This window comes from Roseitalea sp., assembly GCF_984466335.1.
In genome coordinates, this window is sequence record NZ_CFIFWG010000059.1 from 1 (window position 1) to 15,803 (window position 15,803).

At 65.5% G+C, this 15,803-nt stretch carries 15 protein-coding genes; 1 reads left to right on the forward strand and 14 read right to left on the reverse strand.

The features are described 5' to 3' along the window. The 4 genes from AC5E6L_RS07345 to AC5E6L_RS07360 form a co-directional block, all read right to left on the reverse strand. The coding region (locus AC5E6L_RS07345) for a GlxA family transcriptional regulator (RefSeq protein ID WP_491772305.1) at positions 1 to 917 on the reverse strand (917 nt) is incomplete at its 3' end. Between the two features lie 26 nt (positions 918 to 943). After that, positions 944 to 2,248 (reverse strand): TRAP transporter large permease, encoded by a 1,305-nt coding sequence (locus AC5E6L_RS07350; protein ID WP_491228500.1) that lies wholly within the window; start codon positions 2,246 to 2,248, stop codon positions 944 to 946. 10 nt (positions 2,249 to 2,258) lie between these two features. Next, a complete protein-coding gene (locus tag AC5E6L_RS07355; protein WP_491772308.1) occupies positions 2,259 to 2,810 on the reverse strand; it encodes a TRAP transporter small permease in 552 nt (183 codons plus the stop codon). A gap of 34 nt (positions 2,811 to 2,844) precedes the next feature. Continuing rightward, on the reverse strand, positions 2,845 to 3,819 hold the full coding sequence (locus tag AC5E6L_RS07360) for a TRAP transporter substrate-binding protein (protein WP_491228498.1): 975 nt from the start codon (positions 3,817 to 3,819) through the stop codon (positions 2,845 to 2,847). 400 nt (positions 3,820 to 4,219) lie between these two features. Between AC5E6L_RS07360 and AC5E6L_RS07365 the strand changes: the two genes are divergently transcribed. Next, positions 4,220 to 5,203, forward strand: coding sequence for a LysR substrate-binding domain-containing protein (locus AC5E6L_RS07365; RefSeq protein WP_491228496.1), 984 nt, complete (start codon positions 4,220 to 4,222; stop codon positions 5,201 to 5,203). Here the strand turns inward: AC5E6L_RS07365 and AC5E6L_RS07370 are convergent. The 10 genes from AC5E6L_RS07370 to AC5E6L_RS07415 form a co-directional block, all read right to left on the reverse strand. Continuing rightward, positions 5,189 to 6,445, reverse strand: a complete 1,257-nt coding sequence (locus AC5E6L_RS07370) for a TRAP transporter large permease (protein WP_491228495.1) — start codon at positions 6,443 to 6,445, stop codon at positions 5,189 to 5,191. The genes AC5E6L_RS07365 and AC5E6L_RS07370 overlap by 15 nt on opposite strands. A 15-nt stretch (positions 6,446 to 6,460) precedes the next feature. Continuing rightward, positions 6,461 to 7,018, reverse strand: coding sequence for a TRAP transporter small permease (locus AC5E6L_RS07375; protein WP_491772311.1), 558 nt, complete (start codon positions 7,016 to 7,018; stop codon positions 6,461 to 6,463). Then, positions 7,015 to 7,974 carry a TRAP transporter substrate-binding protein gene (locus tag AC5E6L_RS07380; RefSeq protein WP_491228493.1) on the reverse strand — a complete coding sequence of 320 codons (960 nt, stop codon included), beginning with the start codon at positions 7,972 to 7,974 and terminating at the stop codon, positions 7,015 to 7,017. The genes AC5E6L_RS07375 and AC5E6L_RS07380 overlap by 4 nt, the downstream gene beginning before the upstream one ends. A gap of 78 nt (positions 7,975 to 8,052) precedes the next feature. Continuing rightward, entirely contained in the window at positions 8,053 to 8,808 is a 756-nt protein-coding gene (locus tag AC5E6L_RS07385; protein ID WP_491228492.1) for an SDR family NAD(P)-dependent oxidoreductase, read from the reverse strand. A gap of 23 nt (positions 8,809 to 8,831) precedes the next feature. Further along, positions 8,832 to 9,860 (reverse strand): transketolase family protein, encoded by a 1,029-nt coding sequence (locus AC5E6L_RS07390; RefSeq protein WP_491228491.1) that lies wholly within the window; start codon positions 9,858 to 9,860, stop codon positions 8,832 to 8,834. Continuing rightward, positions 9,857 to 10,708, reverse strand: coding sequence for a transketolase (locus tag AC5E6L_RS07395; RefSeq protein ID WP_491228490.1), 852 nt, complete (start codon positions 10,706 to 10,708; stop codon positions 9,857 to 9,859). The genes AC5E6L_RS07390 and AC5E6L_RS07395 overlap by 4 nt, the downstream gene beginning before the upstream one ends. 335 nt (positions 10,709 to 11,043) lie before the next feature. Continuing rightward, positions 11,044 to 12,123, reverse strand: coding sequence for an ABC transporter ATP-binding protein (locus AC5E6L_RS07400; RefSeq protein WP_491772314.1), 1,080 nt, complete (start codon positions 12,121 to 12,123; stop codon positions 11,044 to 11,046). Positions 12,124 to 12,150: 27 nt separating this feature from the next. Continuing rightward, entirely contained in the window at positions 12,151 to 13,050 is a 900-nt protein-coding gene (locus AC5E6L_RS07405) for a carbohydrate ABC transporter permease (RefSeq protein ID WP_491772316.1), read from the reverse strand. A 14-nt stretch (positions 13,051 to 13,064) separates the two neighbouring features. Continuing rightward, positions 13,065 to 13,883, reverse strand: a complete 819-nt coding sequence (locus AC5E6L_RS07410) for a carbohydrate ABC transporter permease (protein ID WP_491772318.1) — start codon at positions 13,881 to 13,883, stop codon at positions 13,065 to 13,067. Between the two features lie 155 nt (positions 13,884 to 14,038). Continuing rightward, positions 14,039 to 15,337: an ABC transporter substrate-binding protein gene (locus AC5E6L_RS07415; RefSeq protein ID WP_491772320.1), complete on the reverse strand. Its 1,299-nt coding sequence runs from the start codon at positions 15,335 to 15,337 to the stop codon at positions 14,039 to 14,041. Positions 15,338 to 15,803 lie beyond the last annotated feature (466 nt).

A 15,803-nucleotide genomic window follows, 5' to 3' on the forward strand; every position in this document is an offset into this window, starting at 1 on the left:
TAGCTGCGCGAGAAATGTTCGTGCGATGCAAAGCCGCTGGCCAGGCCGATCTCGATGATCGACATGCGCGACTGCAACAGCAGCCGGCGCGCCTGGTTGAGCCTGAGCCGCACATAGTACTGGACCGGCGACTGGTCGAAATGGGCGCGGAACAGGCGCTCCATCTGGCGTTGGGACACGCCGGTGCGCGCGGCCAGTTCGGCGATCGGAAGCGGATGCTCGATATTGTTCTGCATCAGGTCGATGGCGGTGACGATCTTCGCATCGGTCGAGGGCGGCATGGCCCGAGCGGCGTCCTGCTGGGTTTCGAACGGCCGCCTGATGTCGCCGGCGACGAACATTTCTGCGACGGACGAGGCCAGATCGTGGCCGAAATGCCGGCCGATGATGTGGATCATCATGTCCATGGCGGCGGTCCCGCCGGCGCAGGTCAGCCGGTTGCGGTCGATCTCGAACAGGTTCTGCGTGACGTCGATGTCGGGAAAGCGCTCGCGGAAGCTTTCATGGTAACGCCAGTGGATGGTGGCGCGATAGCCGTCCAGCAGGCCCGCCTCGGCCAGAAACAGCGTGCCCGCGCCGAGCGCGCCCAGATGCGTGCCGTGCCGGCACAATCCGCGCAGCCATCCCCTGACATTGTCGCGCAATTCGATGATCGGAGCGAAGCCGACGACGCAGATCAGGTTGGAGACGGCCGTGGCGTCGCGGACCGCGCAATCGGCCGCGATCGTCATGCCGTTGACCGCTTCGACCGGCTGGCCCCGGTTGGAGATCAGCGTCCAGCGGAACAGCTCGCGGCCGCTGATCAGGTTGGCCATGCGCAGCGGCTCGATGGCGTTGATGAACGGCACGATCGAGAACCGGCGGGCCAGGTAGAAGCCCACGTCTATCGACCGGTCCGGGTCAGCGTGATGGAACATGTCGGTTCATGCCATGGGGGCGGCCGCTAACCAAGCGTCGAAGGGAACCAGGTGACGATGGCCGGAAAGACGGTGATCAGGACGACGCCGACGAGCAGCAGAAGGAAGAAGGGAAGCGCCGATCTGGCGACCGAGAAGATGCCGCGTCCGGTCAGGCCCTGGATGACGAACAGGTTGAAGCCGAGCGGCGGCGTGATCTGCGCGGTCTCGACGACCATGATCACGAAGATGCCGAACCAGAGCAGGTCGAAGCCGGCCTGCGCCACCAGGGGCAGGACGACCGTCGCCGTCAGCACGATCATCGAGATGCCCTCGATGAAGCATCCCAGGATCACATACATGATGCACAGGAAGAACAGCAGCGTGTAGGGATTGAGGTCCATCTCGGCGACCCAGCCGGCCAGCGCCGCCGGAATGCCCGAAAAGGCAAGGGCGGTCGTCAGAAAGGCCGCGCCCGACAGGATCATGAATATCATGCAGGACAGGCGCGTGGCGGCCAGAAGGCTTTCGGCGAACATCGGCCAGTTCAGCGAGCGCTGGAAGGCGGCCAGGATCAGCGCGCCGATCACGCCGCCGGCCGCCGCCTCGGTCGCGGTCGCGATCCCGGCATAGATGGTGCCGATCACCCCGCCGATCAGGAGGATGACCGGGATGAGGCCGGTCGAGCGGCGCAGCTTTTCGCCAAGGCCCATGGCTTCGACCGCGCTCGGCGCCGTCTCCTTCCTGATCAGCGCGACGATGATGATGTAGACCATGAAGAGCGCGGCCATCATCAGCCCCGGCAGGACGCCGGCCATGAACAGGCGGATGATCGAAACGTCGGCCGCAACCCCGTAGACGATCATGATGATCGAGGGCGGGATCAGGAGGCCGAGCGTCGCCGAGCCGGCCAGCGAGCCGATCGACAGCGAGCGGTTGTAGCCAAGGCGCTGCAATTCGGGCAGCGACATGCGGCCGATGGTGGCCGCGGTCGCCGCCGAAGAGCCGCTGACCGCGGCAAACACCGCGCAGCCCGCCACATTGACGTGCAACAGCCGGCCGGGCAGCCACCCCAGCCAGGGCGCGAGCCCCCGGAAAAGAATCTCGGACAATCGCGCCCTGAACAGGATTTCGCCCATCCAGATGAAAAGCGGCAGGGCGGCGAGCGTCCACGACGCCTTGGACTGCCAGACCGAACTGGCCATCGCCTTTTCGACCGGAACGGTGCCAAAGAAGCTCAGGCCGACCCAGCCGACGCCGAGCAGGGCGATGCCGATCCACATGCCCGAACCCAGAAACAGCAAAAGGACAAGCAGCAGCGTCAGCGCGATCTGGGCCATTTCGGGCGTCATGGGGGCTCCGTCAGTCGGCGTGGGTGATGTCGGCGCGCGCGGCCGAGCGCTCGGCCTTGCGATAGGAAATCGGGCCGCCGCGCATCGCCGCCACCAGATCGTCGATGATCGCGATCACGAAGATCAGCGTGCCGATCGGCATCGACAGCTGCGGAACGAACATCGGGATGACGATCAGGCCCTGCGTCATGTCGCCGAAGCGGATGGCGTCGCCGATCATGTCGAAGGAGGAGTAGCAAAGAAAGCCGACGAAGAAGAGCGCGACGGCCATCACGGCGATCTCCCAGATGCGGCGCATCGGGCCGCTCCTGCGTTCGACCAGCAGCGTGACGCGGATATGGCCGGCGGTGCGGTAGGTGTAGGCGAGCGGCAGGAAGCCGGCCGCCACCACGCTCCAGGCGGTCAGATCGTCGGCGCCGACGACCTGGACGCCCAGTTCGCGGCCGACGACCTGTGCGGCGATCAGCACGCCGATGGCGACGATGAAGGCCGCGCCGACATAGGCGCTGACGACATAGAGCCCGTCCAGAGCCCGTCGCAGCGGCGATGCCGGCGTGGCCATCACCGGCTCCCGTGGGTCCGTCACGCCCCGGTCTTCAGAGCGCGTTGTAGGCGTCGATGAATGCCTGACCCGCTTCGCCGGCCTTTTCGAGCCATTCCTGCACGAGCTGGTCGCCGATCGCCTGCATGCCGGCGAGGAACGCCTCGCTGGGCGGCTCGACGATCATGCCGTTGGCGATCAGGTTGGCCGTCAGTTCCGCCTGAAGCCCGCCGCTCATCACCCAGCCGCGCGTTTCGGCCTTGGCCGCCGCCGCCAGCAGGGCGTCCCGGACATCCGGCTCAAGGGCGTCGAAGGCGCGCTTGTGCATCAGAACCATGTTCTTGTTGTTCATGGCGTTGACGTCATAGAAATGGGTGGCGAAGTCCCAGGCCTTGGTGTCGTTGCCGGTGGCGGCCGAGGTGATCATGGCGCTGACGACACCGGTGGCGAACGCCTGCGGAACTTCCGCCGACTGGACCGTGGTGGGCACCGCGCCCATCAGCTCGGCGAACCGGGCGGTCACGGCGTTATAGGCGCGGAACTTGACGCCCTCGAAGTCCGAGACCGAGGAAACCGGGTTCTGGGCATAGATGCCCTGGCCGGGCCACGGCACCGAGAACAGCGGCATCAGCCCGTCCTCGGCCAGAATCTCGGTGATGCGCGGCAGGGTCAGCTCATAGACCCGCCAGGCGGTCATCTGGCCCTGCGACAGGAACGGAATGCCGTCCACCTCGAAGAACGGGTCTTCCGAACCGTAGGCCGAAAGGAGGATCTCGCCGAGCTGGACCTGGCCGGTCTGCACGCCGCGCTTGATCTCGCCCATCTTCAGGAGCGAGGCGTTGGTGTGCAGCGTCAGCTTCAGCTTGCCGCCGGTCATCTCCTCGACGTCGGCGGCGAACGCGGCGATGTTCCGGGTGTGGAAATTCTGGTCGTTGTAAGGCGTGGCGAAATTCCAGACGGTTTCGGCATGGGCCACGGAAACCGTCGTCAGCGCCGCCGCCGCGGCGACGAATGCCTTGAATGCAAACATGTATGTCTCCCTTTGAAGCTTGAACCTTCGGGCGCGCGGCCACCGGACACCGGACCGTGCGCCTGAACGCCTCGAAATACCCCGGCAGGATCGGTCAACCTCGCCGCTGCTCATGACCCTTTTCGACTGAAACATGATCTTTTCCGCCGCGCGGCGGCGCCATTGCCGCCGACGACCGGCCGGTGGACGCCCTGCGCCGCTGCCGTCAACCGCCCTGCCGGTTGCAGCTCGCCCAATGGTCGGCTTCCGGCGGATGGCGCGCCGACGCGTGGGCGGCGCAAGCGGGCACGGCTTTCGGACACTGGGGATGAAACAGGCATCCGCCGGGCAGGGACACGGGCGAGGACGGCTCGCCTGTGAGCCGGGGCGCGTTCGTGCAAGACATGATAGGCTTGCGGCCATGCGTGACATAAACCTCAAGGCAACCGAATATTTCGAGGCCGTCGCACGGCTCGGGACCATAACGAAGGCGGCCCACGATCTGGGCGTTTCGCCGTCCGCGGTCAGTCAGCAGATAAGCCGGCTGGAAGGCCAGTTCGGCGTCAAGCTGTTCAAGCGCGAAAAGCGCCGGATGGTTCTGACCCTCGATGGCGACCGGCTGTTCCAAACCATAACGCAGGCCTTTGCCGCGCTGCGGAACGCCAGCAGCGCGATCGGCCGCCAAAAGGACATGCGCAGCCTGACCATCCGCGTCAGCCCCAGCTTCGGCGTCCGTTGGCTGGGGCCCAGAATTGCCGGTTTCGCGGCGGCTCACCCCGATTGGGCCATTCGTATCGATGCGGCGCCCGAGTTCACCTCGTTCGAGACCGAGTCGATCGACTTCGATCTTCGCTATGGCTGGGGCACATGGGCCGGCCTGACCGTCGAACCGGTGATGAAAGACGTGGTGCTGCCGCTTTGCAGCCCCGCCTATCTGGAAAAGCTCCGATCGTCGGCCGATGGGGTCGCCGAACAGATCCGGGAGGCGCGGCTCATCGACAGCGTCAAGGTGCTCTACCGCTGGGACAGTTGGCTCGCGGCAAACCGCATCGAGGTCGACAACCTCGTCTATCCGTTCCGTTTCGATCGCTCGTCCATGGCGATCGAGATGGCCAAGCAGGGCGGCGGGATCGCGCTGGACAGCGCCCTTCTCTGCCTTGGCGAAATCGAACGGGGCGAACTGGTGCCCTTCGCCCCGGCGCTGTCGGCGATCGATTTTGTCGGCTATTGGCTCGTCTGTCCCGCCCGGCACCTCAACCGGCGCATCGTCAACCGGTTCGCGGACTGGGTCGCCACCGAGGCCGAGGCGCACGAGGCAAAGGCCCGCGCGCTGCTGGGGGAACTGGGGTGCCGTTTCGTTCGCGCCGACCCGCCCGATCTGGTGCGTGATCTAGTAGAGCGTTAGCGCCGGCACGTAGGAGATCACGATGAGCACCAGCAAGGCCACGCCGTAGAACGGCAGGAGCGAGCCGATGACCTGGCCGATGCCGACCTTGGCGATCGCCGCCGATATGAACAGCGTGGTGCCGACCGGTGGCGTGTAAAGCCCGACGGACAGGTTGAGGACCATCATCAGCCCGAGCTGCACCGGATCGAGGCCGATCGCCTGGCCGACAGTGACGAAGATCGGGCCGAGCAGGAGCACGGCGGCCGGAAGATCGAGAAACGTTCCGACGACCAGCATCAATATGTTCATGGCCAGTATGATCATCCACGGCTCGGAGACCGTCGCCACGATCCAGCTTGCAAGCTCTTGCGGGACGCGTTCGGCTGTCAGGACCCACTGGACGGTCGACGAGGCCATGATGATGACCATCACCGCGCCGGTCATGATGATGGTCGACAGCGCGGCGCGCCATAGCCCGACCAGCGTCAGGTCGCGATAGACCAGTCCGCTGACGAGCAGGGCGTAGGCCACCGCCATGACGCTGACCTCCGTGGGCGTTGCGACACCGAACCGCAGCGTCCCGATCACGAAGACCGGCATCAGCAGCGCCGGAACGGACACGAGCAGTTGCGATCTGAACTTCGCAAACCCGCCTTCGAGCGGCGAGCGGGGCAGATTGCGCCGGCGCGCCACCACCATGACCATCACGAACATGCCGGCGCCCAGAAGCAGCCCTGGCAGGATGCCGGCGATGAACAGGTCGAGGATCGAGACGTTGGCGACGAGCCCGTAAAGGATCAGCGGGATCGATGGCGGGATCAGCACCGAGACGGTGCAGGAGGCCGAGTTGATGGCGGCGGCGAAGCTCGGCGGATAGCCCTCTTTCTTCTGCACCGGGATCAGCGCGTTGCCCAGCGCCGACGCATCGGCGACGGCCGAACCCGAAACCCCGCCGAACATCACCGAGCCCAGGATCGACACCTGGCCCAGCCCGCCCCGGAAATTGCCGACCATCAGGCGCGCCACGTTCACCAGATAATCGCCGAAGCGGCCCGACATCATCAGATTGCCGGCGAGGATGAAGAAGGGGATTGCGAGCATCGGAAAGCTCTGGGTCGGCGTATAAAGCCGCTGCGCGAGCACGGCCAGCGGCTTGCCGTCGATCAAGAGCGCGGCCGCCGCGCCGCCCAGCATCGCATGGGCGACCGGAACGGAGGCCGCCAGAAGAAACAGAAAAACCCAGATGAGCGCGGCTGTCATAGTGGCTGCCCCAGTTCAGGCCCCTGTTTCCGGCCGTACCGGATCATCTTCGCCGCCGAATGCGGCCCTCAGCGTCTCGATCAGGGCGATCGCCCCCATGCCGCCAAAGGCGAACAGCAGCGACGCATAGCCCCACACCTGCTTGATGCCGAGCGTCGCGAGCGACTGGAACTGCGATGCCTTGAGGATCGGCTGGCTGGACCAGACCACGCAGATGCAGATGGCCGCGACCGTCAGATGGACCGAGACCGACAGCCATTTGCCGGCTGCCGTCCCGACCATGTCGGGTAAAATGGAAACCGTGATGTTGCGTCCCTGGGCAGCGGCGGCGACCACGCCCCCGGCCACCAGCCAGGGCAGGAGCACGGCATGGATTTCATAGGCCCAGGGGATGCCGTCGGACAGCGTGTAGCGCAGCATCACGTTGACGAAGAGCAGGACGAACATCACCGCCAGGCAGGACACGGCGACAAGACGACCGCTCCAGTCGATCATGGTCGCGATGTGCCCGCACAGACGCAGCAAGGGGCGCCAACGCCCCCCGCCTTGCGTGCCGTCAGGCTCGCGGATCATTCCAGCCCCGCCGCCGCGCGCAGGGTCGAGACGAGTTCGGGGAAGTCGGCGGCGTATTTGTCGTAAACGCTCGCCGTTGCCGCCTGGTAGGCCGCGATGTCGGCCTCGACGAAGACGGCCCCCTCCGCCTCCATCTTCGGGCGCAGCGTGGCATCGCCCGCCAGAGACAGGGCGCGCTGGATGGCGCCGGCATATTCGGTGGCCTGCATGACACAGTTCCGCTCGCTTTCGCCCAGGCCCGACCACCAGGACAGGCTGGCGACGACGGGGGTCGACTCGTATTTGTGCGACGTCATCGTAACGTATGGCGTGATCTCGTGCAGCCGCGCCGAGTGGATGTTGGTGAGCGGATTTTCCTGGCCTTCGAAGACGCCCGATTGCAGGGCCGAAGGAAGCTCGGACCAGGCCAGCGGCGCCGGGTTCGCGCCGAGCGCCTCGAAGATGTCGAGGGTCATCGGGCTCGGCGGGGTGCGGATCTGCATGCCGGCGATGTCGCCCGGCGCGGCGACGTGCTTGTCGGTGTGCGTGACCTGGCGGATGCCGTTGTCCCAGAACCCGACGATCTTCAGCCCGACCGCCTGCGCCCGGGCGTCGAGCATGTCGCCCACCTCGCCGTCGAGCACCGTCCAGGCCGTTGGCAGGTCGCTGAACAGGAAGGGCAGGCCCAGGAGGCCGATCTCGGGCACGATCTGCGACATCGCGCCCTGGCTGTTGGCGGTGATCTGGATGATGCCGGCCTGGGCCGATGTCAGCATTTCGGAGTCGTCGCCCATGCTGGCCGAGGGCGCGTGATTGACGCTTTCGCCGGCACAGGCCTCGTACTGGGCGGCCCAGATGTCCGCCGCGATGTAGCGCGGGTTGCCCGGATTGGCGCCGTGGGCGAAGATCACCTCGGCCTGGGCGCTCGCGACAAGCGCCGTCGATATGGCCAGCGCGGCCAGAAGCTTGGTCTTCATGTCAAGTTCCTCCCTTGGTTGAATGGTCGTCCTGCCCGAAGCGTCCCGACCCGAAAGACGCCCCTCCCCATGGTCTGGTCAATGGATGAGGGAACCCCCGTTCACGTCCACTTCCGTTCCAGTGCAGTAGGCCGACAGGTCCGAGGCGAGAAACAGCGCGCAGCCGGCCACGTCCTCGGGCGTTCCCGTGCGGCCCATGGGGATTCCCGCCAGGATTTCGGCACGCCTGTCGCCGGTCATCTGTCCGGCGGTGATGTCGGTGTCGATGAGCCCCGGACAGATCGCGTTGGCGCGCACATTGTCCGGGGCAAGCTCCCGCGCCATGGCCTTGGTCAGCCCGAGCACGCCGGCCTTGGCGGCCGAATAATGGGGGCCGCCGAAAATACCGCCCCCGCGCTGCGCCGAGACCGAACTGAGGTTGACGATGGACCCGGACCGCCGGTCGCGCATGACCGGGATCACAGCCTGGCTCATATAGAGCGTGCCGCGCAGCGAGACGTCGGTCACGGCCTCATAGTGCTCGGGCTCGATCTGCATCAGTTGCAGGGGCTGCGTGATGCCGGCATTGTTCACCAGCACATCGATCCTGCCATGGGTGTCGAGCACGGCTTGTGCCACCGCTTGGCAATCTGTTTTGGAGGCCACGTTTCCGGCCAGCCCCCTGTGGCCGCCGCCGGCAAGCGTGCCGGCGGCCCGTTCGACCTGCGCTTCGTCCAGGTCCGTGATCACCACCCTTGCGCCATGCTCGGCGAACAGCCGGGCCATGGCCCTGCCCAGGCCGCGCGGGCTCGCCGCCCCGGTCACGATCGCGATTTTTCCCTCAAGAAGACCCATATGCCATTTCCTGACTTGAAAGCCTAAAGCCAGCCCTTGATCCGTTCGACCACCTTGCCGACCGACAGCCCGTACATGTCGTGCAGCGTGGGCAGCGCGCCGGCCTCCAGAAACGCGTCGGGAAGCGCGATCATGCGGAATGTCGGCGTGACGCCGGCCTTGAGCAGTTCCTTGGCGACGGCCTCGCCCAGCCCGCCGTTTTCGGTGTGGTTCTCGGCGGTGACAACGAGCCGCCCCTTGCCCGCTTCCGCCACGATCGCCTCCACGTCCAGCGGCTTGACGGTTGGCACGTGCAGCACCGCCACATCCACCTTGTCGGCGGCGAGCCTTTCGGCGGCGTCGAGCGCGCGCATGGTCATGATGCCGGTGGAGACGACCAGCACGTCGCCGCCCTCGCGGATCATCTGCGCCTTGCCGAGCCTGAACCTGTAGTCGGGCTTGTGGCGCGTGAGCACCGAGGCCACCTTGCCGCGCAGGAGGCGGGCATAGGCCGGACCGTCATGGGCGATCAGCGCCGGCACCAGCCCGGCCACATCGACAGCGTCGCACGGATCGACCACCACCATGTTGGGCAGCCCGCGAAAGATCGCCAGATCCTCGGTGGCCTGATGGCTCGGCCCGTATCCGGTGGTCAGGCCGGGCAGAGCGCAGCAGACCTTGACCGGCAGATTTTCTTCCGCGACCGCCATCGCGATGAAGTCGTAGGCCCGGCGCGAGGCGAAGACGGCGTATGTCGTGGCGAAGGGGATGCAGCCCTCCCGGGCCATGCCGGCTGCGGCCGACATCAGAAGCTGTTCGGCCATGCCCATCTGGTAGAACCGGTCGGGCATGGCCCGTGCGAACACGTGCAGATCGGTGTATTTGGCCAGATCCGCCGTCAGCCCGACGATGCGCTCGTCCCTTTCGGCCTCGGCGACAAGCGCGTGGCCGAAGGGTGCGGCCACCGTGTCATAGCCCTCGGCTTCCAGCGAGGCGATCATCGCCGAGGTGGCGGCCGGGTTTTCCGGCGCCGTGCGGGGCTCGTATTTGCGGGCCATGGAAGCGAGGGTCATGCGGGCCTTGCCTCATCGAGCTTCGTAAGCGCCTGCGCCCATTCGCCGGGTTCCACCCGCACGAAATGGTTCATTTCGCGGGCTTCCAGGAAGTCGACGCCCTTGCACATGACGGTGTTGCAGACGATGACCCGCGGCCGGGGCCCCGAATGCGCGCGCGCCGCATCGAAGGCGGCCACCAGCGCGTTAAGATCATTGCCGTCCACCTCCTGCGCGAACCAGCCGAAGGCTTCCCATTTGGGCGCTTCGGCGCCGACCGCCAGCGCGTCGCGCGTCGGCCCGTCGGCCTGCTGATTGTTGAAGTCGACGATGCAGATCAGATTGTCGAGCTTCCACTGGACCCCCGACATCACCGCTTCCCAGGTGGAGCCCTCGCCCAGCTCGCCGTCGGACATGAGGTTGTAGACGAAGGCTGGATTGGCCTTGCGCTTCAGCCCCAGCGCCGCGCCCACGGCGATGCCGAGCCCGTGGCCCAGCGAGCCGCCGGTGATCTCCATGCCCGGCGTATGGGAGGACATGCCCGACATGGGCATCCGGCTGTCGTCCATGCCGTAGGTGGCGTATTCCTCCTCCGGCAGGACGCCCGCTTCCATCAGCGCCGCGTAAAGGGCGATCGCATAGTGCCCGATGGACAGGTAGAACCGGTCCCGGCCCTCCCATTCGGGATCGTCGGGCCGGTGGTTCAGCGCGTGAAAATAGGACGCCGCCAGCACATCGGCGACGCCGAGCGCCTGGCCGATATAGCCCTGGCCCTGCACCTCGCCCATCAGCAGCGCCTTGCGCCTGATGTTCCAGGCACGCCGCGCGAGCGATGTGTTGGAGCGTCTCGCGGGCCGCAGATCGTTCATTCCATATCCTCCCATAGGCCCGCCCTAGCATTCGATCTGCGGTCTGTAACTTCGGAAATTTGAAAGACTTTATTAGAAAAACTGAAAGATTTTGGCGGCGAGGCGCCATAAGGTTCCAGATTGTGATCGCCGATGAAGCTTCGGCTCAGGACAGATGCCTGCGCTTGGGTTGGCAGCAGGGGGCTCTGTGACGGTGCTGCGACCCATGGTGGCTTGACCATGAGCCGCCCGCCGGCGACCGTCCGATCGGCGCGCCTTTATGTTTCTGGACGAGGGCCGGCATCGGCGGCGGCGCGGCGAGCGTCAGGCCGGCCACTGTCGAGACCCCGGACGGGTCACGAAAGGCGCTGGCCGGTCCCTGGCGCAAAGACGTGGATGTTCTCCGTTTCGGCCGTCAGGCCGATGGCCTGGCTTGACCGGATCTGCGGCCGCGTGCGCGTGGAGACGGAAATCTCCCTGCCGTCGACCTGGGCGATGACCAGCGTGTCGGCGCCGGTGGGCTCGGTGAAGACCGCCATGGCGGGCAATGCGCCCTCGGCGTCGGCGTCGCGGATCGACAGATGCTCCGGCCGGACCCCCAGCGTGACCTCCTCGCCGTCCCGGCCGCAGGTGCCGGCGGGCAGGTTCATCGTCGCCCCGCCGCTTAGCTGCGCGCGCACATCCTCGCCATCGCGCTCCAGGACGCCGTCGATGAAGTTCATCATCGGCGAGCCGATGAAGCCGGCCACGAACAGGTTCGCCGGCCGGTCGTAAAGCTCAAGCGGCGATCCGACCTGCATGATGTTGCCGTCCTTCAGCACGACGACGCGGTCGGCCAGCGTCATCGCCTCGATCTGGTCGTGCGTGACGTAAACGGACGTGGTGCGCACGTCCCGGTGCAGGGCCTTGATCTCGGTGCGCATCTGCACCCGCAGTTTGGCGTCCAGATTGGAAAGCGGCTCGTCGAACAGAAACACCTGCGGCCGGCGTACGATGGCGCGCCCCATCGCCACGCGCTGGCGCTGGCCGCCGGAAAGCTGTTTGGGATAGCGCTTGAGATAGTCTCCAAGACCCAGCATCCGGGCCGTGTCCTCGACGCGCCGCCCGATCAGCGCCGCCGGCTCGCGGCGCAGCATCATGCCGAAGGCCATGTTCTCATAGACCGTCAGATGCGGGTAAAGGGCGTAGTTCTGAAAGACCATGGCGATATCGCGGTCCTTCGGAGGTAGGTGGTTGACGATGCGGTTGCCGATGCTGATCCGACCGGCCGTGATCTCCTCAAGGCCGGCGATCATTCTGAGCAGCGTGGACTTGCCGCAGCCGGATGGGCCGACCAGGACGACGAACTCCTCGTCGCCGATTTCCAGGTCGACGCCGTGCACGACCTCGTGATTGCCGTACGATTTCCGACATTGATCGATGATGACTGATGCCATGCCGACACCGCCCCTTTCGCATTTCGGTTAATCGTTGACGCCTCCGGCCGTCAGCCCGCTGACCATGTAGCGCCGGAAGGCGTAGTAGAGCGCCACGGGCGGCAACGAATAGATCACCGAGGTGGCCATCAGCAGGCTCCAGGGCGAGTTGTCCTGGCCAAGGAAAAAGCCGAGCGCCACCGTCAGCGTCACCCGGTCCTCGCTCGACAGGAGCAGGAAGGCGTAAAGATATTCGTTCCAGGCCAGCAGCATCGCAAACGTGCCGATCGCCACCATGGCCGGGCGCATCAGCGGAATGTAGACGCGGCGCAGGATCTGGAACGGCGTCGCACCGTCCACCTTGGCGGCCTCGTCAAGCTCCCTTGGCAGGTTTTCGGCATGCTGGCGAAACACCCAGATCGCATAGGGCGAGGCGAAGGTGGTCATGGCGAAGATCAGCGACCATGGGTTGTTCACAAGCCCGTAGTCGCTCATCACCGTAAAGAACGGAATGGCCAGAAAGGCCATGGGAATGATGTAGGAGGTCAGCGCCAGATTGGTGATCAACTGGCCATAGCGAACCTGCATGCGGGCGATCGCGAAACTGGCTGTGATGGCGACGAACAGCGTCAAAAGCGCCGTCGCCACCGCCACGAACACGCTGTTGAAAAGCTGGATCCAGAAGCTGCGCAGGAAGAAATAGTCCTGGGTGAAGACGATGCGGTAGTTTTCGAGGGTCGGGCTTTCGGGCCATATCCGCCCGCCGAACGGCGCGTTGATCGGCGTCAGCGACATCATCACCATGTGGTAGATGGGCAGGACCGACCAGACGAAGACCACAATGCCGACCGCCACGAGCAGGGCGTGGGTGGCGGCACGCTTGATGCGGAACCCCAGGTCCGGGCGCGCGATCGCCCGCTCCGACCGGTTTTCCATGACATGTGCCATGCGCCGCGCCCCTTTCACGAGCGTTCGAACCGGCCGCCGGCGTTCAGGCGGCGCACCAGGACGACGACGGCGGGCACCACGAACGGCATGGCCGTGAACACCGCCGCGACGCCCATGTTCAGATCGCCCAGATTGAAGCCGTAGCGCACGCCGAGCGTCGCCAGAATATGGGTCCGGTCGACCGGCCCGCCGCCGGTGAGCAGGAAGACGCTGTTGAAATCGCCGAGCGTCCAGATCGCCGAAAGCAGCGTGGAAGTGATGTAGATGTTGCGGATCTGCGGAAAGGTGACGAAACGGAACTTCTGCCAGGCGCTGGCGCCGTCGACGTCGGCCGCCTCGTAGAGCGATACCGGGACGGTCAGGCGCGCGGCGATCATGATGAGCGTCCAGAAGGGCACCCATTTCCACACATGCACCACAACGACCGCGCCCATCGCCGTGGTCGGATCGTTGAGCCAGGCCGGTGCCGGCCAGATGCCGAACCACACGTCCAGCATATGGTTCAGCATGCCCCAGTCGGCGTTCAGCATCCAGCGGATCGACAGGATGGAGGGCACCTGCGGCACCGCCCAGGGCAGGATGACGACGAGGCCCAGTAGCTTGATCCAGCGGTGGGGCGCCAGCAGCATGCCGGACAGGAAAAGCGCGATCAGCAGCTTCAGATTGACGCCGAAGCCGACAAGAATGGCCGTGTTCCAGACCGTGCGCGTGAAGATCGGATCGTTCCACAGATCGGCATAGCTTGGCCAGTGCAGGCCAAGGCCGATGCCGCGCACCACCGGCATGACGGCAAAGGCAAGAAAGACCACCAGATAGGGCAACACGAAGATCACGCCCCAGGCCGGCTCCGGCAGGCGGCGCGGCCGAGCCCTTGCTCATGGGTGCTGTTCATGGTCCGCCTTTGTCGTTGGTGCGATGGGCGCGGCCTTGAAAAAGGGCGTCGGCGGCGCCCTTTCGCGCCGCTGGGATCCGCCGGCCGAGCGGCGCCTTAGTTCGCCAGGATCTGCCTGATCCGCGCGTTCATCTCATCGACCGCTTCCTCCGGTGAGATGCGGTCGAGGACGATCCGGCTGGCGGCGCGCGCCAGAAGATTCTCGGCCTGCACCTGCGTGTAGCGGTGATTGAAGATCTGCGGGAAGGGGCGCGATTCCGACTGGGTGTATTGCAGATAGGCGGCATGCCTGTGGCTGTCCGCCGGATCGGTCCAGAACGGATCGTCGAGCAGGCTGCCCAGCACCGGCTGCCAGCGCCCCTGGGAGCCCTCCACATAGGGCTTGAGGTTGGCGGGGTCCGCCAGGGCGGCCAGGAACGCCCTGCCCAGTTCGGCATTGTCCGCCCCGGAGAAGACGACCGCGTGCTTGATCGACGTCATCACTGGGAACGACGCGCCGTCCGGTCCGTCGGGCCACGGGATGGTGCGGATCAGATCGTTGTAGTTCTCCGGATTCTGGCTCTTCTGCGATGCTGGGATCGACAGGGACGGGTTCAGCGCCAGCACCGTGTTGCGATTGAGGAAATCGGTGTTGTTGTCGCCGTCGCCCCAACTGACCGAGCCGGAGGGCACGCAGTCGGCCGCATAGGCCGTATAGTCGGTGAAGGCGGCGATGATCCTTTCGCGCACGGCCGCATCGTCGCCCTGGAAATTGCCCTTGGCGTCGAGCAGGTCGGCGCCATGGGCGGACAGGTACATCTGTATGTGGAAGTTGGAATCGGTGGATGCCGAGGCGAACACCTGGCCCTTGCCGAACACGCGATGGCCGGCCGCCCGCGCCGCCGGCTGAACCTCATCGCACCAAAAGCGCCAGAACGCCGACCAGTCCTGGGGAATGTCCTCAGCCGAAAAGCCGGCGTCGCTCAGAATATCGGCCCAGTAGTGCATATGGCCGGTCTGCTGCTGGATCGGCACGACGTAGTAACCCTGTTGGCCGGTGGCGCCGCCCAGCATCCTGATCGAGTCCGCAACGCCCGGCAAAAGGTCTTCGCGCATGCCGTCGACGATATCGGAAACATCGGCGAGGCGTCCTTCATAGGCCCAGCGCGGCGATGTCTGCCAGTCGAACAGATGGCCGAACGCCACATCCGGCGGATCGCCGGCCTCGATGGCGGCGATCACCTTGGGGATCACCTCGGCGACGGGTACGAAGGTGACCTCGACGCTATGGCCGGTTTCGGTCTCCCACTTGTCGGCGAAGGCGAGAAGCGCGTCATCCTCCTCCTCGAAAAAGCCCTTGTTCCAGATGATGTCAAGGTCGGCGGCCAGGGCCGCGCCCGCCATCGCCAAGGTCATTGCTGCCGCCATCGCGCCGGCACGCATCCGATTCCGAACGTTCTCAATGCACTTCCTCCCTTGCTGAGCGATTCCAGTCCTCCCACGGGTCAAGGCCATTGGCCGCCAGTTTTATATTGTATGATATACTGTCCATTTTGTCTATTTTTGACATATCATATATGATATTGCTTGACATGCCGGGTGAGTTCACAAAACGGGGCGCTGTTCGACCCGGACCCCGCCGCCCGATGACCGCTCGTGTCCCGCGATGACAGATCAAGGCGTTGGAACCCGTCGGGCTCATGGCATGACGGGGCCTAGAGCGGTTTGTCTTTAGCTGGCATCGTCTGAGCGCCGGGATTTTGTGATCTGGCAAGGCGCGCGGGACGACGCGGTGCGGGCACCGCAAGGCGCGCGCAACGCCGTCCAGAGCGCAAAAGACCAAGCGCGGGCGATGTGCGGCCCTTACGCGACCTCAATCGGT